The organism is Leifsonia sp. NPDC058194, from assembly GCF_042883605.1.
Taxonomy (GTDB): domain Bacteria; phylum Actinomycetota; class Actinomycetes; order Actinomycetales; family Microbacteriaceae; genus Leifsonia.
On sequence record NZ_JBHVVL010000001.1, the window covers coordinates 886,467 to 907,229 of the forward strand.

General features: G+C 72.0%; 25 protein-coding genes. 14 read left to right on the forward strand and 11 right to left on the reverse strand.

The annotated features are described in order from the left end of the window. Nucleotides 1-13 precede the first annotated feature (13 nt). A complete protein-coding gene (locus tag ACFVU2_RS04190) occupies nt 14-514 on the reverse strand; it encodes a hypothetical protein (RefSeq protein ID WP_387871397.1) in 501 nt (166 codons plus the stop codon). Between the two features lie 70 nt (nt 515-584). On the opposite strand from ACFVU2_RS04190, the gene ACFVU2_RS04195 reads away from it, so the two are divergent. Further along, nucleotides 585-947: a nuclear transport factor 2 family protein gene (locus ACFVU2_RS04195; protein WP_387871400.1), complete on the forward strand. Its 363-nt coding sequence runs from the start codon at nt 585-587 to the stop codon at nt 945-947. Nucleotides 948-978: 31 nt separating this feature from the next. Here ACFVU2_RS04195 and crcB read toward each other — a convergent pair whose 3' ends face one another. Genes crcB through ACFVU2_RS04210 form a run of 3 tightly spaced genes read right to left on the reverse strand, consistent with a single transcriptional unit; the run spans nt 979 to nt 2,332 of the window. Then, complete coding sequence (gene crcB / locus ACFVU2_RS04200) at nt 979-1,353, reverse strand: fluoride efflux transporter CrcB (RefSeq protein WP_387871403.1); 375 nt, start codon at nt 1,351-1,353, stop codon at nt 979-981. Then, nucleotides 1,350-1,808 carry a fluoride efflux transporter FluC gene (locus tag ACFVU2_RS04205; RefSeq protein WP_387871406.1) on the reverse strand — a complete coding sequence of 153 codons (459 nt, stop codon included), beginning with the start codon at nt 1,806-1,808 and terminating at the stop codon, nt 1,350-1,352. The genes crcB and ACFVU2_RS04205 overlap by 4 nt, the downstream gene beginning before the upstream one ends. Then, nucleotides 1,805-2,332 (reverse strand): universal stress protein, encoded by a 528-nt coding sequence (locus ACFVU2_RS04210; protein WP_387871408.1) that lies wholly within the window; start codon nt 2,330-2,332, stop codon nt 1,805-1,807. The genes ACFVU2_RS04205 and ACFVU2_RS04210 overlap by 4 nt, the downstream gene beginning before the upstream one ends. Nucleotides 2,333-2,397: 65 nt before the next feature. On the opposite strand from ACFVU2_RS04210, the gene ACFVU2_RS04215 reads away from it, so the two are divergent. From ACFVU2_RS04215 to ACFVU2_RS04235, 5 genes are all read left to right on the forward strand, one after another. Continuing rightward, nucleotides 2,398-2,856, forward strand: coding sequence for a phage holin family protein (locus ACFVU2_RS04215; RefSeq protein ID WP_387871411.1), 459 nt, complete (start codon nt 2,398-2,400; stop codon nt 2,854-2,856). Next, a complete protein-coding gene (locus tag ACFVU2_RS04220; RefSeq protein WP_387871414.1) occupies nt 2,853-3,134 on the forward strand; it encodes a hypothetical protein in 282 nt (93 codons plus the stop codon). Before ACFVU2_RS04215 ends, ACFVU2_RS04220 begins: the two co-directional genes overlap by 4 nt. Continuing rightward, complete coding sequence (locus ACFVU2_RS04225) at nt 3,124-4,137, forward strand: YihY/virulence factor BrkB family protein (protein WP_387871416.1); 1,014 nt, start codon at nt 3,124-3,126, stop codon at nt 4,135-4,137. Before ACFVU2_RS04220 ends, ACFVU2_RS04225 begins: the two co-directional genes overlap by 11 nt. Before the next feature lie 63 nt (nt 4,138-4,200). Beyond that, a complete protein-coding gene (locus ACFVU2_RS04230) occupies nt 4,201-4,854 on the forward strand; it encodes an NUDIX domain-containing protein (protein ID WP_387871419.1) in 654 nt (217 codons plus the stop codon). A gap of 312 nt (nt 4,855-5,166) precedes the next feature. Next, nucleotides 5,167-6,348, forward strand: a complete 1,182-nt coding sequence (locus ACFVU2_RS04235) for an RtcB family protein (RefSeq protein ID WP_387871421.1) — start codon at nt 5,167-5,169, stop codon at nt 6,346-6,348. Between the two features lie 96 nt (nt 6,349-6,444). Here ACFVU2_RS04235 and ACFVU2_RS04240 read toward each other — a convergent pair whose 3' ends face one another. The 4 genes from ACFVU2_RS04240 to ACFVU2_RS04255 all read right to left on the reverse strand — a co-directional run bounded on the left by ACFVU2_RS04240 (nt 6,445) and on the right by ACFVU2_RS04255 (nt 10,693). Continuing rightward, entirely contained in the window at nt 6,445-7,482 is a 1,038-nt protein-coding gene (locus ACFVU2_RS04240; RefSeq protein WP_387871424.1) for a hypothetical protein, read from the reverse strand. A gap of 334 nt (nt 7,483-7,816) precedes the next feature. Continuing rightward, nucleotides 7,817-9,505 (reverse strand): hypothetical protein, encoded by a 1,689-nt coding sequence (locus tag ACFVU2_RS04245; RefSeq protein WP_387871427.1) that lies wholly within the window; start codon nt 9,503-9,505, stop codon nt 7,817-7,819. Continuing rightward, nucleotides 9,502-10,173, reverse strand: coding sequence for a response regulator (locus ACFVU2_RS04250; RefSeq protein ID WP_387871430.1), 672 nt, complete (start codon nt 10,171-10,173; stop codon nt 9,502-9,504). Before ACFVU2_RS04250 ends, ACFVU2_RS04245 begins: the two co-directional genes overlap by 4 nt. 85 nt (nt 10,174-10,258) lie before the next feature. Next, nucleotides 10,259-10,693: a YdeI/OmpD-associated family protein gene (locus ACFVU2_RS04255; protein ID WP_387871433.1), complete on the reverse strand. Its 435-nt coding sequence runs from the start codon at nt 10,691-10,693 to the stop codon at nt 10,259-10,261. 149 nt (nt 10,694-10,842) lie between these two features. Between ACFVU2_RS04255 and ACFVU2_RS04260 the strand changes: the two genes are divergently transcribed. The 5 genes from ACFVU2_RS04260 (at nt 10,843) to ACFVU2_RS04280 (ending at nt 15,366) form a co-directional block, all read left to right on the forward strand. Beyond that, a complete protein-coding gene (locus ACFVU2_RS04260; RefSeq protein ID WP_387871436.1) occupies nt 10,843-11,478 on the forward strand; it encodes a hypothetical protein in 636 nt (211 codons plus the stop codon). 80 nt (nt 11,479-11,558) lie between these two features. Next, nucleotides 11,559-12,284: a YcnI family protein gene (locus ACFVU2_RS04265; protein ID WP_387871438.1), complete on the forward strand. Its 726-nt coding sequence runs from the start codon at nt 11,559-11,561 to the stop codon at nt 12,282-12,284. Further along, nucleotides 12,281-13,015: a copper resistance CopC family protein gene (locus ACFVU2_RS04270; RefSeq protein ID WP_387871441.1), complete on the forward strand. Its 735-nt coding sequence runs from the start codon at nt 12,281-12,283 to the stop codon at nt 13,013-13,015. Before ACFVU2_RS04265 ends, ACFVU2_RS04270 begins: the two co-directional genes overlap by 4 nt. A gap of 82 nt (nt 13,016-13,097) precedes the next feature. Beyond that, nucleotides 13,098-14,324 carry a MarP family serine protease gene (locus tag ACFVU2_RS04275; protein ID WP_387871444.1) on the forward strand — a complete coding sequence of 409 codons (1,227 nt, stop codon included), beginning with the start codon at nt 13,098-13,100 and terminating at the stop codon, nt 14,322-14,324. A gap of 19 nt (nt 14,325-14,343) precedes the next feature. Further along, nucleotides 14,344-15,366 (forward strand): NADPH:quinone reductase, encoded by a 1,023-nt coding sequence (locus ACFVU2_RS04280; RefSeq protein WP_387871447.1) that lies wholly within the window; start codon nt 14,344-14,346, stop codon nt 15,364-15,366. Here the strand turns inward: ACFVU2_RS04280 and ACFVU2_RS04285 are convergent. Beyond that, nucleotides 15,350-16,621 carry an MFS transporter gene (locus ACFVU2_RS04285; protein ID WP_387871449.1) on the reverse strand — a complete coding sequence of 424 codons (1,272 nt, stop codon included), beginning with the start codon at nt 16,619-16,621 and terminating at the stop codon, nt 15,350-15,352. The two genes, ACFVU2_RS04280 and ACFVU2_RS04285, sit on opposite strands and share 17 nt — an antisense overlap. Before the next feature lie 90 nt (nt 16,622-16,711). On the opposite strand from ACFVU2_RS04285, the gene ACFVU2_RS04290 reads away from it, so the two are divergent. From ACFVU2_RS04290 to ACFVU2_RS04300, 3 genes are read left to right on the forward strand one after another with little or no spacing between them, the layout of a single operon-like run. Next, nucleotides 16,712-17,266: a TetR/AcrR family transcriptional regulator gene (locus ACFVU2_RS04290; RefSeq protein WP_387871450.1), complete on the forward strand. Its 555-nt coding sequence runs from the start codon at nt 16,712-16,714 to the stop codon at nt 17,264-17,266. A gap of 49 nt (nt 17,267-17,315) precedes the next feature. Further along, nucleotides 17,316-18,056 (forward strand): AzlC family ABC transporter permease, encoded by a 741-nt coding sequence (locus ACFVU2_RS04295; protein WP_387871453.1) that lies wholly within the window; start codon nt 17,316-17,318, stop codon nt 18,054-18,056. Continuing rightward, nucleotides 18,053-18,358: an AzlD domain-containing protein gene (locus ACFVU2_RS04300; RefSeq protein ID WP_387871456.1), complete on the forward strand. Its 306-nt coding sequence runs from the start codon at nt 18,053-18,055 to the stop codon at nt 18,356-18,358. The genes ACFVU2_RS04295 and ACFVU2_RS04300 overlap by 4 nt, the downstream gene beginning before the upstream one ends. A gap of 362 nt (nt 18,359-18,720) precedes the next feature. Here ACFVU2_RS04300 and ACFVU2_RS04305 read toward each other — a convergent pair whose 3' ends face one another. Together ACFVU2_RS04305 and ACFVU2_RS04310 are read right to left on the reverse strand one after the other, a co-directional pair. Further along, nucleotides 18,721-19,380 (reverse strand): GntR family transcriptional regulator, encoded by a 660-nt coding sequence (locus tag ACFVU2_RS04305; protein WP_387871458.1) that lies wholly within the window; start codon nt 19,378-19,380, stop codon nt 18,721-18,723. Nucleotides 19,381-19,650: 270 nt separating this feature from the next. Continuing rightward, entirely contained in the window at nt 19,651-20,748 is a 1,098-nt protein-coding gene (locus tag ACFVU2_RS04310; RefSeq protein WP_387871461.1) for a substrate-binding domain-containing protein, read from the reverse strand. Nucleotides 20,749-20,763 lie beyond the last annotated feature (15 nt).

A 20,763-nucleotide genomic window follows, 5' to 3' on the forward strand; every position in this document is an offset into this window, starting at 1 on the left:
CCGCGCGGCACGGTCAGCGCAGCACCTCGATCAGCGCCACCCAGGAGAAGAGCACTGTGGCGATGATCGCGAGGATGGTGGCCACCCCCACGAGCACGAGCCCCACGCCGGGCTCGGCGATCAGCAGGAGCACGCCGCCGGCGAGGTAGGCCAGCAACGGGATCACGAACGGGACGATCTGCGTCGCGTCGTACTGGTGGTACCCGGACCGCGTCTCGTCCTGGCGGATCGCGCGGGCCGCGAGCACGGCGACGATCCCGCAGGCGAGCGCCCCGGCCAGCACCTGGATCCCGAACCCGGTCGCGCTCTGACCGGGTATCAGCGCGAGGCAGCACAACGCGACGCCCAGGATGAGCGAGGCGATGGAGGCGCCCGCCCGGGCCGCGAGTCCGCGCGACTCCGCGATCTGCTTGATGTTGACGGACAGGGCGACGATGAGCAGGCCGCCGAGCGCCGCTCCCGCACCCGCGACGGCGGTGTTGAAGGCCGCCCACTCCTCGAACGTCGGGGTCATGGCGCATATCGTATCGATCGCCCGTGCGCCAGGCTGGCGGGTCGGGGCGGGCAGGGCGTATAACGGGGACATGGCCGACGCGATCACCCGCTGGATCGACGACTACCGACGCGCGTGGGAGACGAACGACCCCGACGACATCCGGGGGCTCTTCACCGAGGACGCGAGCTACCGCACCGAGCCGTTCGCCGAACCATGGGACGGCCACATCGAGATCGTCGAGGGCTGGCTGGACGCCCGCGACGAGCCCGGCGCCGCCTCGTTCGAGTGGCGGCTGGTCGGTCAGGACGGCCCGCAGTACTTCGTCGAAGGCGTCACGGACTACCGCGACGGCCCGACCTACAGCAACCTGTGGATCATCCTGCTGGCGCCGGACGGCCGCGCCGAGGAGTTCACCGAGTGGTGGATGGAACAGGACTCCACCGAGGAGTGAGCGCCGCGGAGTAAGCGCCGAGGAGTGAGCCTCAGAGCTCCCCGAGCCACAGGCCGAGCCCCGCTGCGGCGAGCGCGAGCAGCAGCATCCCGACGCCGTTGAACGCGGCCGCGCGGTACCGGCGCTGCTGCGCGAGCCGCACGGTCTCGAAGCTCGCCGTGCTGAAGGTCGTGTAGCCGCCGAGGAACCCGGTGCCGAGGATCGCGCGCCACTCGGCGGGCAGGCCGTTCGCGAGGGCCAGCCCGGTGACGAGGCCCAGCAGGAACGAGCCGGTCACGTTGATGACCGTGGTCCCGAGCGGGAAGTTCACGCGCACCAGGCTGCGGGTGACCCCGTCGAGCACGAGGCGGGCGACCGCGCCGAGGCCGCCGGCCACTGCGACGGCGAGGACCAGCAGCGGCGTCACGCGTCTCCCTCCGGGCGACGGAGGCGCTCGGCGCGGCGGCGGCCGAGGGCGGCGCCGACGGCGATGCCCGCGATCGAGGCGAGCGCGCCGACGGCGATCGTGGCCACCGCGTAGACGATGCTCCCGCCGAGGTTCTGCGCCACGATCAGGCCGTCGGTGTCCACGGCGAACGCGCTGTACGTCGTGAAGCCGCCCAGGATGCCGGTGCCGACGAAGAGGCGCAGGGAGCGCCGGCGGCCCTCGTCGGGGCCGCGCAGCGCCAGCGCCTCCAGCAGCCAGCCGAGGACGAACGCACCGACGACGTTGATGCCGAAGGTCGCGAGCGGGAGCCCGAGCACCGGGGGAACGGCTGAGGAGATCAGGTACCGCACGGTCGTTCCGACGGCGCCGCCGACGAAGACGAGCAGCACGGAGCGCCAGTGCAGGTGCACGGGGACGGGGGTTCGCGGCGTCACTTCGTCGTGGGGTCTTCCCACGGCAGCGTCTCGGCGCCCGGCACGGGCGCGAGCGGCACCACGATCACCGGGCGGTGCTGGCGGTGGGCCAAATGCACAGCGACCGAGCCGTTGAAGAACTCGCGCAGGCTGCCGCGCAGGCCCGCCTCGCGGGTCCCGACCACGATGTACCGGGCGTCGATCTCGTCGGCCAGCCGGGTCAGCGCCCACGCCGGGTCTCCGGCCAGCTGCCGGAGCGCGAACGGGACGCCGCGACCCTCCAGCACCGTCCGGATGCGCTCCTCCAGTTCGGAGTCGAACTCCTCCTCCTCGGCCTCGGGGAGGTCGGGGTCGTACGGGAGGGCGACGACTGTGCCGTCCACGTAGTTGGAGACGAGGTAGCGGTTCGGGTCGACCGTGGCGCACACCAGCGGCACGTGGAGGTCGGTCGCCAGCCGGGCCGCCTGCTCGAGCACCGCGACGGGCTGCCCGGCGACCACCGCCACCAGCACGCCGCCGCGACCGAGGGAGTCGTTGCCGCTCATGTCCCTAGTGTGCACCATCCCATCGGGGTACGGTCGGCGTACAGCGAAAGGTGAGACGACACAGGATGAGTCACGACAGCACGAGCACCGGCGGCCCTTCGGCGGGGTCCGCCTTCCCCCGAGAGCGGCGGCGCACCACCCGCGGCCTGAGGCCCCTGCCCGAGCTGACCCGCGACCTGGTCGCGCAGCTGAAGCGGCTGGTCACGGCCGAGCTCGCGCTGTTCAAGGCGGAGATGTCGGCCAAGGCGAAGGCCGCGGGCATCGGCGCCGGCCTGCTCGTGGGCGCCCTCGTGTTCGTATTCTTCGCCCTCGGCGTGCTGGTCACGGCCGCGGTGCTCGCCTTCGCGCTGATCGTGCCCGGCTGGCTGGCCGCCCTGATCGTGGCGGGCATCCTGATCGTGCTCGCGATCATCGCCGCGCTGATCGGCCGCGCCAGCCTCAAACGCGGCGTCCCGCCGATCCCCGACGACCTCGGCTCCGAGCTGCGGGCGGACGCCCACGCACTGAAGGGGGAGCAGGCGTGAGCGCACCCACCGCATCCACTTCTTCGGCCGGTTCCGCCGCGTCCGCTTCCGCGCGCCCGCCGCTGCCGAAGGGCGCCGGGATGAACACCATCCAGCTCGACCTGGAGGTCACCCGCAGCGAGCTGGCGCACACGCTGGACGACATCTTCGCGACGTTCAATCCGCGCATCCAGATCCGCTCGCACCCGGTCGCAGCCGGCGGGGCCCTCCTGGCCCTCGCCGCGGCAGCCGCCGGAGTGGCGGCGCTGCTGATCCGGAAGCGCCGGCGTGACGGCTGAGCGCACCGCGATCCCGTGGATCCGGCTCCCCTGGGGCTTCATCCTGAAGGGCACGCTACGCGGCTTCTCCCGCGACGCCTGCACCGACCTCGCCGCCGGGCTCACCTACTTCGGCGTGCTCTCGCTCTTCCCGGCGATGATCGCGCTGGTCAGCATCCTGGGGCTGGTCGGGCAGAGCAAGACCGGCATCGACGCACTTTTCGGGATGGTGAACGAACTGGCGCCGGGAATGCTCGACGTCGTCCGCGGGCCGATCGAGGCCCTCGCGGGCTCCCCCGCCACCGGCCTCGCACTGGCCATCGGAATCGTCGGCTCGATCTGGTCGGCCTCCGGGTACGTCGGCGGGTTCGGGCGGGCGCTCAACCGGATCTACCACGTGCAGGAGGGCCGCACGGCCTTCGCCCTGCGCCCGGCCCAGCTCGTGGTCACCGTCGCCGCCCTCGCGCTCGTCGCCATCGTCGCGATCCTCCTGGTCGTCTCGGGCCCGATCGCGCAGGCGATCGGCGACGCCATCGGATTGGGCGATGCCGCTCAGACCGCGTGGTCGATCCTGCGCTGGCCGGTCGTCGTCGTCGCCCTCGTCGTGCTGGTGGCCCTGCTCTACGGGGTGTCGCCGAACGTGCGCTACCCGCGGCTGCGCTGGCTGACCACCGGGTCCATCGCCGCGATCGTCGTCATCGGCATCGCATCCACCGGCTTCGCGTTCTATGTCGCCAACTTCGGCAGCTACGACAAGACCTACGGCGCCCTGGCCGGCATCATCGTCTTCCTGCTCTGGATCTGGATCGCGAACGTCGCCCTGCTGCTGGGCGCCGAGCTCGACCGCGAGGTGGAGCGCGCCCGCGAGATCCTCGCCGGCGAGGAGGCCGAGTACGGCCTGAGCCTCCCCCTCAAGTCCGACGCTGCGATCGTGAAGGCGCGCGACGCCGAGGCCGGCGCCATCCTCGCCGCCCGCGCCCTCCGCAAGCACGCCCGCGCCCTCCCCCACCGAGACGGCGAATAGTCCGCCCTCTCGCCTGTTTTCGCGGCAGTTCGTGCCGCCTCGGCGGCCGCTAGGCTCGGGGATGTGAGCGATGCGCGCCGAGGACACGACGAGCCGGACGGCCGCGGGCGCACGGGGCTGCACCGAACCGGTCGCGACCTGACCGGCAACCCGGACGTCCGCGTCCGCGACGTCGAGGTCACCTCCGACGGCTGGCACGTTCTGCGGCGCACCACCTTCGACTACCGGGGCCGCGACGGCTCCTGGACCACCCAGTCCCGCGAGACCTACGACCGCGGCAACGGCGCGACCGTGCTGCTCTACGACCCCGCGGCCCGCACGGTGCTGCTGACCCGCCAGTTCCGCCTCCCCGTCTACGTGAACGGGCACCCCGACGGGATGCTGGTGGAGGCCGCGGCCGGCCTGCTCGACGGCGACGCCCCCGACGAGGCGATCCGGCGCGAGGCCGCAGAAGAGCTCGGTGTGCGCATCGGCGAGCTCGAGCACCTCTTCGACCTCTACATGAGCCCGGGCTCGGTGACCGAGCGCGTCCACTTCTACGCCGCCCCCTACCGCCCGGCCGACATCGAGGGCGGCGGCGGCGTGGAGGCCGAGGGCGAGGAGATCGAGCCCGTCGTCGTGCCGTACGACGAGGCCCTCGCGATGGTCGCCGACGGCCGCATCGCGGACGGAAAGACGGTCATCCTGCTGCAGTGGGCGGCGCTGAACCTGTTCTGAGGAAACACAATCCTGGACACCGACACGCCCGGGCGTGTATGTTCGGTCTCCTGCGCCGATCGGCGCAGACGCCCCGATTCCACGGAATCAGCCGACCGGAGAGGACACGCAGTCATGGCGAGCAAGCCCAGCCTGCAGCGCGAACAGCGCACCTACCGGACGCTCGAGACCGTTCGGGGACTGTAGAGACCGCATCCGCCCGGATGCCGCAGCCCCGTCCACTCGAGGACCGGGGCTTTTTCTCTGTGTGCCGTCATCGTGCGGGATGCGTGGGCCGCCCCGGCCGCACCCTTCACGAAAGACGAAAGGATCATGGAGAGAATCTCGAACCGCCTGCTGAACTGGGCCTCCCTGTTGGAGGACTCCACGCGAGCGCAGGCGGTCACCACATCGACGATGCCGTTCATCCACCCGCATCTCGCCCTCATGCCGGATGCCCACCTGGGCCTCGGCGCGACGGTCGGATCGGTCATCCCCACCCTCGGCGCGATCATGCCGGCCGCGGTGGGCGTGGACATCGGCTGCGGGATGATCGCGGTGAGGACCGGCTTCACGCGGGAGGACGTCGCGGCACGGTCCGGCGTCGCTCCGCTCGCGGAGCTGCGCCGCCAGATCGAGCGCGCCATCCCTCTGTCGGCCGGCGGCCGCAACAACAAGGTCGTCGCCACTGCGGAGCCGCGCCTGGAGGAGCTGACGCGGATGGCCGACGCCATCGGCCTCGAGCCCGGCGCCCACGCCAAGGCGTGGGAACTGCAGCTCGGGTCGCTCGGATCGGGCAACCACTTCATCGAGGTGAGCCTGGACGAGGAGGACGCCGTCTGGCTGTTCCTGCACTCCGGATCGCGCGGGGTGGGCAACCGCATCGCGGGACACCACATCCGCGTCGCGCAGGAGCTGATGAAGAAGTGGTGGATCGAGCTGCCCGACCGCGATCTGGCGTACCTGGTCGAGGGTACGGCGGAGTTCGACGCGTACATCGCCGAGCTGCGCTGGGCTCAGCACTTCGCGCTGCTCAACCGTGAGGAGATGATGGACCGCGTGATCCGCCAGACCGCCGAGTACTTCGGCGAGCCGGTGGAGGAGCTCGAGCGGATCAACTGCCACCACAACTTCACCGAGCGCGAGAGGCACTTCGGCAAGGACGTCTGGCTCTCCCGCAAGGGTGCGATCTCGGCGAAGGCCGGCCAGCCCGGGCTGATCCCCGGGTCGATGGGCACGGCGTCGTACGTGGTGTCGGGTCTCGGCAACCCGCTCGCCCTGGAGTCGTCGCCGCACGGCGCCGGGCGGCAGTTCTCGAGGTCGGCGGCGCGCAAGCGCTTCACGGTGGAGGAGCTGCGGGAGGCCATGGCCGGCATCGAGTTCCGCGACACGGACGCGTTCCTCGACGAGATCCCGCAGGCCTACAAGCCGATCGACCAGGTCATGGCCGACGCCGCGGACCTGGTGGAGGTGCGCCACACGCTGCGCCAGATCGTCAACGTGAAGGGCGACTGAGCAGTGAAGGGCGACTGAGCAGTGAAGGGCGACTGAGCAGCGGACGTCGACCTCGGAGGTGGGTCGCGTCGCTCCGGCGGCGCGGCCCCGACCCGGTCAGTACTTGATCGTCGTGCCCTGCGAGTTCAGGAAGTCGATGTGCACGTGGTTGCACGTGTCGTCGAACGGCTTGAAGTTGTCGAGCCCGATCGAGCTGCGGCAGTTGAGCTGGCCGAGTCCGGTGCCCGCAGGGACGATCGGGTCGAGCAGGCGGATCAGCTCGAGCGACTTGGCGTCACCGCCGGTCAGCGGGGAGCCGTTGAGCAGGTAGAAGTCGAGGGCGTGACCGCCGCCGTCGGCATAGTGGGCCGACTCGGTTCCGGCGCCCTCGATCTGGCCGGTGCAGCGCCGGTTGATGTCCGAGACGCCGACCTGGCTGTAGTGCGCGAGGGCGAACGAGATGGTCTGGAGGACGCGGTAGTCGATCCCGCAGCCCTGGACCGCCTTGCCCTCGGCGAGGTTCGCGATCTCGGGGAGGTGGTTCGGCGTGGAGCCGACGAGCCGACCGGAGGCGACCGCGCCCATCAGCTGGATCGCGAGGGCCTGGACCGTGGGCGACACCGTCGAGTTGGTGGTCGAGTCGAGCGCCTGCGGGCTCTCCTGGATGTCGACGCCGTCGCGAGCGACGACCTGAGTGGCGTCGGCCTTTCCTCCGGTCAGGGTCTGCACGGCGAGAGCGGTGCGGGCGGCGCCCACCGGCGAGGCTTCGCTCGTCGTGGCGTACGCGGGAAGGGCGGCGGTGCCGAAGAAGGCGGTCAGAGCGAGCATCACGACGACGTGGAAGCCACGGCGGCGGTGCTCACCGGGGCGGCCGGTGCCGCGCAGGAGACGGAGGATGCCACCGCGGGGGGCGGGGGCCGTCGCGACGGCCTTCTCTCGCGGGGCGGCCGCGACGGCGGGGCGACGGGGACCGGTGGTGGGCTTGACGACCACGCGCTCCCGCTTGCGGGGACGCGCGCGCTCGGCCTCGAGACGGGCGCGCCGGCTGCCGAAGACCTGCTCGGCCGGTGCCTCCCCCGCGGAGAGGTGCTCGCCGCGGGTGAAGTCCTCGACCGGATCCGCCGTCAGCTCCGACTGCCGTTCCACATCCACCACGAGGGGTGCACGAGACCCGCGGCGAGGCCGCGGGGAGGCAGTGGAACGGGGCAAGCTGATCTTCCTGTGGGGGCAGGGGCGGGGACGTACCCGATCATTTCTACCCCATTTCGCCTGAACGTTCTATCAATGCAGACGAATGGATTTCACATTCCTACGCATGGACCCCGGCGCAAAGCGGCGTCGGCCCCGGTGCGGGGGCGCATCCCGCACGTTCGGGTCGTGCGGAAGCGCCCCGGCGCGGATGGTGCGCGGAAGCGGGGCTCCGATGGTCAGAACCTATTCCGGCGGACCCGGGCGGGGCGGGCTCCAGTACGGCTGCTACGACAGGGATTCAGGGGACCACGACGGCGAGTTCGACGCGCCCGTCGAGCTCGCTCAGCTCGACGGAGGCCTGCTCGGAGAGCTGGCGCAGGCCGATCCCCGACGAGGCGACCGCGAGGGCCCCGCCCGAGGAGACGACGACGGACACCCCCGCCGCATCCGTCGGGCGGACATCCAGCGTGACCGGGCTTCCGTCGCCGTGGCGGACCGCGTTGGCGAGCCCCTCCGAGATGGCGTCGACGACGGTGTCGCATCGTGCCGGCTCGCGGAGGCGATCCCAGGCGTCGGGCGCGACACTCGCCTGCAGCGCGATGGCCGAGCGCCAGCTCTCCACCAGGGCGCGCACCCGGGCTTCGGGATCCGGGGCCTCCGGCGGTGCCAGGAGCTCGCTCCGGATGCGGTCGACCACACGGCGCAGTTCGCCGGAGGCGTCCTCCCCGCCACCGGCGCCGAGGGCGAGGGCGGCGGCGATGAGCTCGGACTGCACTCCGGAGTGGAGCAGACGCGCGAGGGTCGCCCGCTGGTGCTCGTAGTCCGCGCGGAGCCGGGCCGCATCGAACACGCTCGCCTGCACGGCCGCTTCGAGCCCCTGCTGGTCGAGGCGGATGCGTGCGGAGAGGGACACGACGAGGGCCATCCCGAGCGCGATCAGCGGGAACGTCCCCGCTTCGAACCAGATGAAGTGCGGTTCGAGGCCCTGCGACCGGATCGCCAGGTCGGTGGTCAGGGACAGCACCGCACCGACCACGACGTAGCCGACGACCAGCACCCCTGCACGGAAGCGCCGGGCGGAGCCCTCGGCGACGCGTGAGACGGCCAGATTGCCGGCGGCGACGACGATCAGACCGCCGACGATCGCCGGCAGACAGGGCAGGAGACCGTATTGCGACAGTCCGAACGGCGTCACGAGCGCCGCGAAGAGCACGGCGAGCAGGAGGGGCGGCGCCGGCTGCATCCCGCCGAGGACCGAGACCACCCAGTCACGCCTGCGCACCTGCGGAGCGTCCGCATCGACCACCGCGGGCAGCTCCTCCGGCTCGTACAGCCAGTGGCTCACCGGCCGCACGACGTCGGCCGCGAGTCCGCGCAGCACGCGGGCGGCCTCGCTCGGCCGCAACGGGGCGTCGGCGACCGCGGCGGCACGTTCGATCTCGGCGAGCACATCGTCGACCGCGGCGTGCCGGAGGCTGCTGACCCGCAGCGCCGCGCGCTCCGCATCCAGCTCCGACGCGCGCTGGGCCGCCCGCAGGCGGCGGAAGACGCCGAGGTGGTCGCGGACGAGGTCGACCCCGACCGCGATGAGGGTGAAGATGGTGACCGTCGTGACGACGTTGATGCCGATCCGGCCGCCCAGGTCGCCCGTCTGCACCCCGATGCCGAGCAGCTGCCCGACCGCGAGGAAGAGCAGCGGACGCAGCACGCCGATGACGGCGAACAGGACGAAGACCGTGGCGACGCGGATGCGTTCGGGGGTGACGCGCAGCAGCGCCCACGCCGCCGCCAGCAGGAGTCCCACCGCGAGATGCTGGGTGATCGAGAGGGCGAGCACGGCACCGGGGCCGCCATCGACGTACTGCAGCCCCGACATGACGGTGAGGGCGAACGGTGCGGTGATGGCCCACGTCCACACCGTGATGGCGGAGCGGCCGGTGGCCCGTGCGAGCAGCCGGCGCGCGCGCACCCGGGGGAGGTCGGTCACAGGCCCGAGGCGGGATCGCCGAACGTCGTGACGTACAGCGTGGCGGCGGCGACGCGTGGAGTCGTGCCCTCGCCCGCGGAGAGGCCGAGGGCGTGGAAGACGCGTTCGACGCTCTTCTCGACGGCGCGCACCGAGATGCCCCGGCGCCGCGCGATCTCGGCGTTGGTCAGCCCCGCGGCGAGCAGTCGCGCGGTCTCGAGCTGCGCCTCGCTCAAGCGCAGGAGCGCCTCCCGCTGATCGGTGCCGGCCCGGTCGTGGGACACCGGGCGATCGGCGAGCACGGCCTCCGCGGCATCCACCAGTTCGTCGACCGACTCGACGGCCGACTTGTTGACGTACGACGCGTCCGCCACGGTGTCCTTGGCTCGGGAGGCGGCCGCCTCGCGGGAGAGGTTGCTGAGGAAGAGCACCGCCACGTGCGGCGCCCTTTCCCGGACGATGGTCGCCAGCTCCACCCCGTTGGGGCGCTGTCCCAGGTCGATGTCGGTGACGAGGAGGTCGGGGTCCACCTGGTCGAGAGCGGCGAGCGCCTCCGGAGCCGAGGCCGCCGCCGTCGCCTCGAAGCCGCGCTGCCGGAAGGCGTCCGCCACGAGCGAGCGCATGAGAGCGTGGTCCTCCACCACGAGCACCCGCCTGCTCCACACGCCCTTGCTGCTCTCCTCGGCCATCCTGCACAGGATAACCGGCGCGACGCCGGCCGACCGCGCGCATCGCACCCCCTATAAGAGGAGCACGCGCCGCGCGGGGACGCCGTCAGCCGCCGAGCTCCCCCAGCACCGCCGCGACGCGCCGGGCGCGGGTGTCCGCCGCCTTCGCACCCTCCACGGCGAGCGCATGGCGCTTGCGGTTGCTGGGCGAGAGCGCGTCGAATCGTTCGCGGACCCCGGCGGCGTCGAGCGCCGCGGCCAGGTCGTCCGGCACCTCGACGGTGCGCGGCTGGTCGTCGCGGACCAGTTCGACCTCGACCTCGTCCCCCGCGGCGATGCCGGCCCGAGACCGGATGTCGGCGCTGACCGGCAGCTTCGCCTCGCCTGCCCGCATCGCGATCGTGCTGGGGTACTCCACGCCGGCGACGGTCGCGCGCACGGCGATGCGGCCTCCGCCGCCGAGTGCCGCCACCACCTCGGGCGGGACGACGATCCCGGTCGCGGTCTTGCCGTCGAGCTGCAGCAGGGCTCGGAATGTCATGCGGCCACCTCCACGATCCGCACGATACTGCCGCAGCGCGGTGGGCCACCACCCCCGAGCGGTCCGCGACGATCCGTTCCGTAGACTTGCTCCGAACGCCCCACGACAGTCGAGGGCGGCCCACGAGGGCGACGAGTGAGGACGGACCGATGGGATCGAGGCCGGCGCGCGCGATGCGCGGCACCCTCGCGTCCGCCGTCGCGATCTTCGTCGCAGCCCTCTTCCACGTCGCGGGAGGGGGCGCCGCCCCCGGTCTCGTCCCCGTCGCCCTGAGCCTGGCGTTCGCGACCCTGGCCTCGATCGCGCTCACGGCACGGAAGCTGTCGCTCTGGAGGCTGACCCTCTCGGTCGTGCTGAGCCAGTTCCTCTTCCACGCCCTCTTCAGCCTGGGCGACGGCACAGCGCGCTTCGCCGCCGCGGACGGCGGCCCCGCACTCGACCATCTGCACACCGGCGCCCATCTGACGATGACCGCGGCCGCCATGCCGGCCGCGCACGCCGATCCCGCAGCCCCCTCGATGTGGCTGACCCACGCCACCGCGGTGCTCGTCACCGTCGTCGCGCTCCGATTCGGCGAGCGCGCGTTCTGGAGTCTGTTCGTGACGGCCCGCGTCGGGGTGCTCCGCTTCGCCCGGCTCATCGCGGGGGCCGCCCCCGTTCCGGTCCTGGTCGTCGCCGTCGTCTCCGCCGTCGCCGCGGCCGAGCCGGCCCGGCTGCGCGACCTCGGCCTCCCGCTCGCCCGTCTGCGGCATCGCGGTCCTCCGGCTCTCGCCGGCGCGTTCTGACGGACACCCCGACCGCGGTCGGGGGCGCCCGCGCACGCGCATGCGCATCCAGACGACCCTGCAGACAATCAAGGACCCTCATGAAGAAGACGACCTTCGCCGCCTCCGTCGCGGCGACCACCACCGCCCTCCTGCTGCTCGCGGCACCGATCGCCGCCAGCGCCCACGTGCACGTCACCCCCGACTCGGCGACCCCGGGCAGTTACGCCACCCTCACGTTCAAGGTGCCCACCGAGTCCGCCACCGCGGGCACGGTCAAGCTCGTGGTCGACCTGCCGACCGAGACGCCGTTCACCTCGGTCAGCTACCAGCCGATCCCGGGATGGACCGCGACGGTCGACACCGAGAAGCTCGCGACCCCGGTCAAGACCGACGACGGCACGATCACCCAGGCGCCGGTGCGCATCACGTGGACGGCCGAGAGCGGCACGCAGATCGCTCCCGGTCAGTTCCAGGAGTTCACGATCTCGGCCGGTGCCGTCCCCGACACCGGATCGGTCGTGCTCCCGACCCATCAGTACTACTCGGACGGCAGTGTGGTCGACTGGGCGGAGCCGACCCCCGCCTCGGGCACGGAGCCGGAGCACCCCGCGCCGACGCTCTACATCAACGATCCGGCGCCGGCGGAGGACGGCGGCACCATGACCACGCAGGTCGCGACGAGCACGTCCGCACCCGACCCGGCGGCGGGCACCACCGCGACAGCCGTGTCGATCGGTCTCGGGATCGGCGGGCTCGCCCTGGGCGCGATCGCCCTGGTGATCTCGGTGCTGGCGCTGGTGCGCCGCGGTAAGGTGCGGGCATGATCCGCCGCACCCTCGCCGCGTCGGCCGGCCTCGCCGCCGCCATCGCCCTCGCCCTGCTGCCCGCCGTCGCCGCGTCGGCTCACGACTACCTCGTGGGCAGCGATCCGGCGGCGGACTCGACGGTCACCGCACCGCCCAGCACCGTGACCCTGACGTTCAACGACCGCGTGCTCGACCTGGCCGGCGACGGCTCGAGCACGCTGCTGACGGTCACCGGTCCCGATGCGGCCACGCGCCACTTCGAGACCGGGTGCGCGACGGTCGCGGACGTCAACGTCAGCACTCCCGTCGCGCTCGGTGCCGCGGGTTCGTACACGGTGACCTACCAGATCGTGTCCGCCGACGGCCACACGGTGTCGAACTCGTACGCCTTCTCCTACCAGCCGCCGGCCGGCACGGTGGAGGCGCAGGGCACGGAGAAGACCGCCTGCGGCGCCGCCTCGACCACCCCGGCGACGGAGAGCCCTGCGGCCTCCGACCCGGCGACGCCGGAGGCGACCACCGGAGGCTCGGAGCCCCTGGTCACCGCCTCGACCCCGCAGCCGACCCAGGCGGCGAACGACTCGGGACTCGGGCTGGTCATCGGAATCGGCATCGCGATCGTCGTGCTCGCGATCATCGGCGTCGTGATCGTGATCCTCACCGCCCGGCGCAAGCCGCCGGTCAGTGCGACGGATGCCGCGGAGGAGGCGGACGCGCCTCCCGCATCCGACGACGACACCGCGAAGTAGGCCCCGCGGAGGAGGCGGGCTCGCCGTCTCCTCCGCGGCCCGGGATGCTCGGAGCCGAAGGCCAGAGGATGCTCACCCGGGGTTGAGCCTCCGCACAGCCTGGTGGGGCATCGTAATGCGGGTGGAGATCGTGGTCGACGTCGTGCTGCTGGTGCTCGGCGTGCTGGCCGTCGTCGCCGGCTACAGCAACGGCGCCATCCGCGCGGCCGGCTCCCTCGTCGGCCTCGGCTGCGGCATCGCGCTCGGCCTCTTCCTCGCCCCGACCGTCGTCGGCTGGGGGGTCTCGTACGGCCTCACCGGCGTCACGCAGCGTTCGATCGTCGCCGGTGTCACCATCCTGATCTGCGCCGGCGTGATCTACGCCATCGCCGGGGGGATCGCCGCTCTGCTCGGCAAGGTGCTGCGGCGCGGTCCGATCCGCTGGCTCGACTCGCTGATCGGCGCCGTGCTGGGCCTCGCGACCTGGGCCGTCGTCGTCTGGCTCGTCGCCGCCTTCGCGATGTCGACGAGTCTGGCGACCGTCGTGCAGGCGGCGAACTCGTCCCGGGTGGTCGCGACGCTCAACGGGATCGCCCCGATCCCCGCCTCCACCGTGCTCGGCGCGATGGACGACGCGCTCGCCAGCGCGGGCCTGCCGAAGGTCTTCGAGGGCGACGAGTCGATCAAGACCATCTCGGCGCCCGACCCCTCGGTGCCGGCCGACATCGCGAAGTCGGAGCAGTCGGTCGTGACCGTGCTCGCGTCGAAGCCCGCGTGCGGCGTCGACTCCGAGGGCAGCGGGTGGGTGGTGCAGCGCGGCCGGGTCGTCACCAACGCGCACGTCGTCGCCGGCGCCTCCTCGATCGTGGTCCGCGAGTCCGGCAGCAACACGGTCGACCGTGCCACGCTCGTCGCGTTCGACCCCTCCCGCGATCTGGCCGTGCTCGACGTGACCGGGCTCGGCGCCCCGGCGCTCGACATCGGCCAGGACCTCGCCTCGGGCGCCCAGGCCTATGCGGTCGGCTATCCGGGCGACGGCCCGTTCACCGTGAGCCCGCAGCGTGTGCGCGACCAGCTCGTCGCCCGCGGGACCGACATCTATCAGAGCGGCTCCGTGGAGCGCGAGATCTACTCGTTGCGCGGCACCATCCGCCCGGGCAACTCCGGCGGGCCCCTCCTCGACTCGGCCGGGGATGTGGTGGGCGTCGTCTTCGCCCGCTCGACCGTCGATCCCGATACCGGGTATGCGCTCGCGCTGTCCGAGTTGCGGCCCGTGCTCTCCTCCGTCGGCAGCGCCCCGATCAGCTCGGGGGCGTGCTCGGCGGGCTGACCCGTGGTTGGCTAGGGGCATGCAGGCTGTCACGTACTCCTCCACCGGCGACTCCGACGTTCTCGTGCTCGGCGAGCGGGACGAGCCGCACGCCGGCCCCGGCCAGGTGCGCGTGCGCATTCACGTCTCGGGCGTCAACCCGACGGACTGGAAGTCGCGTCGTGGCGGCGGCGACCCCGCGCCGCTCCCCCGGCCGCAGGTCCCTAACCAGGACGGCGCCGGCGTCGTCGACGAGGTCGGCGACGGGGTGACCGGGCTGCGCGCGGGCGACCGGGTCTGGGTGTGGGATGCGGCCTACCAGCGGCCGGACGGCACGGCGCAGGCGCTCGTCGTCCTGCCCGAGCGGCAGGTCGTCGCCCTGCCGGACGAGGTGGGCTTCGACGTCGGGGCGAGCCTCGGCATCCCGGCGCTCACCGCCCATCGCGCCCTCACCTCGTACGAGCACGCGCCCGCCGAGCTCTCGCGCGGCAGCCTCGACGGGCGCACCGTCCTCGTGGCCGGGGGCGCCGGAGCGGTCGGCCACGCAGCGATCCAGCTGGCGGTCTGGGCCGGCGCGACCGTCGTCTCCACCGTGAGCAGCCACGAGAAGGCAGAGCTGGCCCGTGCGGCCGGCGCCCATCACGTCGTCGACTACACGGACGGCGACACCGCCCGGGCGATCGGCGCCCTCGCCCCGCGCGGCGTCGACATCGTGGTGGAGGTGAACCCGGCCGCCAACGCCGGGCTCGACGTCCGCGTCGCGGCGACCGGCGCCACCGTGGCGATCTACGCGGACACCCCCGGCGAAGCCGAGGTGAGCGTGCCGGTGCGCCCCAGCATGTCGAAGAACCTGCGCTGGCAGTTCGTGCTCACCTACACGACGGCACCGGAGGTGAAGGATGCCGCGGTGCGGGCCGTGAGGGCCGCCGTCGCCGACGGCGCCCTGCCCGTCGGCGCCGAGCACGGCCTCCCGCTCACCCGGTTCCCGTTGGCGGAGACGGCCGCCGCCCACGACGCCGTCGAAGGCGGCATCGTGGGCAAGGTGCTCATCGACCTGACGTGAGGTCCTTCCGCACCCGGACCGCCTGGACGACCAGCGCGACGATCGCCGCTGCCGCGATCGCGACGGAGTAGCCGAGCACCGTCGGCAGCAGTCCGACGGTCGCGATCAGCTCGCCCGCGACGAGCGCGGGCACGCCGTAGGCGAGGTAGCTGACCAGGAAGATCCCCGCGAAGAGCTCGGCCCGCTTGTCGTTGGGCGCGAGCGGCGCGAGGATGCGCAGCATCGCCGAGAACCCGGCGCCGAAACCCGCTCCCGCGACCGTCGCACCCGCGAACAGCAGCGGGAGGACGGCGCCAGCGATCCCGACGCCCGCGAGCACGATCCCGGCGACGATCGCGGCCATCGCCCACACGGTGGTCCGGCGGGCCGGCGCCCGGGTCAGCGCGAGCCCCGCCACGGCCCCGACGGCGGGAGGGACCGCGACGATCGCGCCGTTCAGCAGCCCGCTGTCGAGGTGGAAGACCCCGTGCAGGATGGACGGCGAGAGTCCGATGAAGAGCCCGGCGAGCATCCAGGTGGCGAGGAAGAGCGGGATGGCTCCGGCGAACTCCCCGCGAGCGGCCCGTGGGATCACGAGCCGGGGCACGAGCGACCGCACCGCTCCCGCGCGGCGGCGGACCGTCTCGGGCGACGCCGCGACCACGAGGATCCCGGCGGCGAAGAGGAGCGCGAGGGTCACGAAGACGAGCGTCGTCGGGGCGGAGGTGAACTGCACGGCCAGACCCGTGAAGAACGCACCGAGTGCGATGCCGCCGACGGGCGCGGTGCTGCCGATGGTCGCGCCGAGCTTCTTCTGCCGCTCGGGCGCGAGCTCCACCAGCGCAGCGGTGAAGGTGCTCATGGCCGCGCCGGTTGCGACGCCCTGCACCGAGCGGGCCGCGATGATCCAGCCGATGTCGCTCGCGAACAGGAACATCAGCATCGCCACGACCTGGAGCGCCAGCGCTCCGATCAGCACGGGACGGCGCCCGATGTGGTCGGAGAGCGAGCCCGCCACCAGCAGGGTGATGAGGAGGGTGACCGCGTAGATCGCGAACGCGACCGTCAGCAGCCACGGCGCGAAGCCCCACTCCTGCTCGTAGAGCACGAACAGCGGGCTGGGCGCCCCGACCGCGAGGGCCACGGCGACGAACGCCAGGGCCGTGCCCGTGAAGGCGGCCACCGGTCGCAGCCGGAAGGCGCCACGGGATGCCCGCGCGGCGCCGGGCTGGGCGGCGGTGGCGCCGGTGGCGCAGATCTCGTCCGCAGTGGTCATGACTGCCTCCTTAAAGCAAATACGGTTGCTTTAGTGGACTCTAAACGTTCGATCGAGTTAAAGCAACGGAATTTGCTTTAAGCTATTCCCATGTCCGAATCGACCATCGACGAGGCCGCCCCCAAGCGCACGGGCGGCCGGAGTGCAGCGGTCATCCACAACGTGCGCACCGCGGTCGAGGAGCTCGTCAAGGAGAAGGGCAGGTATCGCGTCACGGTCCCGATGATCGCCGAGCGCGCCGGGGTCAACCCCACGAGCATCTACCGTCGCTGGGGCGACCTCTCCACCCTGATCAACGACATCGTGACGTACCAGCTCGACCCCGAGCGCCCCCTCCCCGCGACCGACAGCCTGCACGACGACCTGGTCGGCTGGGCGCGGGAGATCGTCGCGCACTACCGCAAGCCGGTCAACGCGGCCCTGCTCCGCGGCGGCGCATCCGGTGCGGGCGAGCGGCAGTCCGACTGCCTCCGCAACCGGCGCGCCGAGGCGGGGATGCTGCTGGCACGGCACCCCGACGCGACCCAGACCGTCGACGACATCGTCGACGTGGTCGTCGCTCCCATCGTCTACCGGGTGATCTTCCTGCCCTGGACGCTCGACGACACGACCGCCGACCAGGTCGTCGCCCGGCTGTTCCGCTAGCCGTACGATCGGGCGGGCGAGCCCGCGCACGTCGCGCTAGTCTCGCAGGATGGCCGGCGATCGCTCCCCCGAGGTCCGCAGCGCGGCGCGCTCGGGCTGGGCGGTCGGACTCGCGACGGCCGCCTACGGGATCTCGTTCGGCGCCCTCGCCACCGCGTCGGGCCTCGACGTCTGGCAGGCGTGCGTCCTCAGCCTGGTGATGTTCAGCGGCGGATCGCAGTTCGCGATGATCGGCGTGCTGGCCTCCGGAGGCGTATCGGCCGGCGGTACGGCGATCGCGAGTGCGGCCCTGCTCGGCGTGCGCAACTCGTTCTACGCGCTGCGCCTCTCGCGCATCATCGGCCCCGGGTTCTGGCGGCGCTCGGCCGCGGTCCAGCTCACCATCGACGAGTCGACCGCGGTCGCGACCGCCCAGTCCGATCGACGCGCCCAGCGGATGGGCTTCTGGGTCACCGGGCTGGTGGTCTACGTGGGCTGGAACGTGATGACGCTGGCGGGCGCCCTCCTCGGCAACCTGATCGGCGACGTGCGCGCCTACGGACTCGATGCCGCGGCCGCCGCCGCCTTCCTCGGGCTGCTCTGGCCCCGGCTCAAGGCGCGCCAGACCCAGGCGGTCGCCGTAGCGGCAGGATTCGTCGCGACGCTGCTGACCCCCTTCATCCTTCCGGGGCTCCCGGTGCTCGCGGCCGCGGCGGTCGCGATCGTCGTGGGCGTGCTCGACCTGTTCGGGAGGCGCGACGACCCGCCGCATCCCGAAGCGATCCCGATGGAGCGGGAGGTCGAACCATGACCACCTGGAACATCATCCTGCTCGGCTCCATCGCGGTGCTCGCCCTCAAGGCCGTCGGCTGGCTGGTGCCGCCCAAGGCGCTGGACCACCCCACCGTCGCCCGCGTCAGCGATCTGCTGACCGCAGCACTCCTCGCGGCCCTCATCGCGGTTCAGACCTTCGGCGCAGGCCAGTCGCTGCAGCTGGACGCCCGCCTGCCCGCCGTGGCGATCGCGGCGGGGCTCTACGCGCTGCGCGTCCCGTTCATCGTCGTGGTGCCGGCAGCGGCCGTGGTGGCCGCGCTCATCCGGCTGTTCACCTGAGGCGGTGTCGGCGGCCTTCCGTACAGTTTCGCCGTGACCGCATCCTGGCATCCCGTGGCGAACGCGCATCCCACCGAGTGGGTGCTGCGCCAGGGGGCCGCGGGCGAGGCCTACGCGGTCGTCCGCCGTTTCGCCTTCGGCGATCCGGGCCGTCCCGACGTCTGGTTCCGGGTGGTCACCTGGGCGGCCGCCTCGGCGCAGCGGGAGCTCATCGGCTGGTGCCGCACCCTCGAGGCCGCCGCGAAGGTGGCATGGGACTACCGCTGCGCCGCGGAATCGTGGCGGCATCACATGGCCTCGCGCAGGACCGACGCGGTCGCGATGGCCGCTCAGCGCCCCAGCGCGACCGAACTGGTGCGCTTCTACCGCGCCTCGATGGAGCGCGCGGCGTCGTCGAGCACGTCCTCGACGATCACGGCGGCACGTTCGTCGCGATCGCCGAGCGCGGCGGCGAACCCGAGCACGCGTTCGCGCGTCAGCACTCCGGCGGCCTCCGGGACGAGCCGCAGGTAGCGCAGCACGCGCAGGTGCACCGTGTCGATCGTCTCGACGAGCACCCCGTTGGACAGCGCGTCGAGGAGTACCTGCACGATCCGCCGGAACGTGTCGACGGGATTCTGATCCGGGGCGCGCTCGAGACGCCCGGCGAGCAGCCCGATCTCGAGCTCTCTGTCCGCGTCGAGTTCGCCGATGCCGTCACGGATCGCATCCGGGTAGAGCCGGCGGAGCACGCCGACCGCGTCGGCGGCGTCGCTGTCGACGAGGGGAGCGACGATCGTGTACCGGTTGGGAGACGTCTCGACGAGTCCGATGGCGCTCAGCCTCCCGAGCGCCTCGCGGACCGGGGTGCGCGACACCCGCAGCCAGGCGGTCAGATCGGAGTCTTTGAGCCGGGAGCCCGGCTCGAGCGAGCCCTCCATGATGCGCTCCAGGAGCATCTCGAAGACGTCGTTGCGCAAGAGGCGCCGGTCGGGGATGCGGGTCGGCGGGAGGTGCGGAGGGGTGGCGCTGTCGAGGATCATGTCTCGTGCTTTCGCCGGGTGAGGCGGTCAGGATGCGGGTACCCTGATATATGTTTAGTTCACATCGCGTTGTTCGTCAAAACAAACCTTTCGGTACGGGCTGCCACGGCCACGGAATCCGTGGTGGCCCGGATGCCCGCCCCTCCCCCGCGCTCATAGGGTGGTCACAGGATTTCGGCCAGGGGGACGAAAACAGGGGGATACCGAAAGGGCCGGAGCGACATCGTCGCTCCGGCCCTTCTCGCCTGTCCGCCTCGCGGCGGAAGACCGTTACTGCTTGGTCAGCGGCTCGAGAGTCGGGTCGTTGGCGTACGCCTCGGCCGCGTTCTCCTTGGTCACGACGACCGGGGTGAGCAGGTAGGCCGGGACGACCTTGACGCCGTTGTTGTACGACTTGTCGTCGTTCGTCTCGGGCTTCTCACCCTTCTGCAGGGACGAGACCATCGCGACGGCCTGCTTGACCAGCGCGCGGGTGTCCTTGTTGATGGTCGAGTACTGCACGCCGGCCATGATCGACTTGACCGACTCGGCCTCGGAGTCCTGACCGGTGACGATCGGGACCGGCTTGCCGGCACCCTGGACCGAGGTGATGATCGCGCGGGCGAGGGTGTCGTTCGGCGACAGGACGCCGTCGAGCTCGGTCGACGCGTAGTTGGCCGCGAGGAGCGTGTCCATGCGGGTCTGCGCGTTGGCCGGCAGCCAGCCCTGGGTGGCGGTCTGCTTGATGTCGGTCTGGCCCGAGACGACCTTCAGGGTGCCGTCGTCGATCTTCGGCTGGAGGACCTTCATCGCACCGTCGAAGAAGACCTTCGAGTTGGCGTCGTCCGGCGAACCGGAGAACAGCTCGATGTTGTAGGTCTTCTTGTCCGGGAACTTGGCCTTCATGCCGTCGAGGAGGGCCTGGCCCTGCAGCTCGCCGACCTTCTCGTTGTCGTACGCGACGTAGTAGTCGACGTCCTTCGTGTTGAGGATCAGGCGGTCGTACGCGATGACGACGGCGCCGGCGTCGTGGGCCGCCTTGGCCTGAGCCGCGAGCTGGCCGCCGTCGACGGCACCGATGATGATGACCTTCGCGCCGTTGGTGATCATCGACTGGATCTGCGACTGCTGGTCGGCGACGGCGCCCGAGGCGCCGGCGTACTGCACGTCGCCCTTGAAGCCGGCGTCCTTGAGGTCGTTGGTGAAGAGGTCACCGGCGAGCACCCAGTTCTCCGACGTCTTGGTCGGGAGGGCGACGCCGATCGTGGCGCCCTTGTCGAAGCCGGCAGCCGTCGACGAGCCGGACGAGCCGTCACGGCTCGAGCAACCCGTCAGGGCGAGCGCGGCGGCAGCTGCGACAGCCACTGTCGCGAGTGCGAATTTGCGCATGGCGTTTCTACTTTC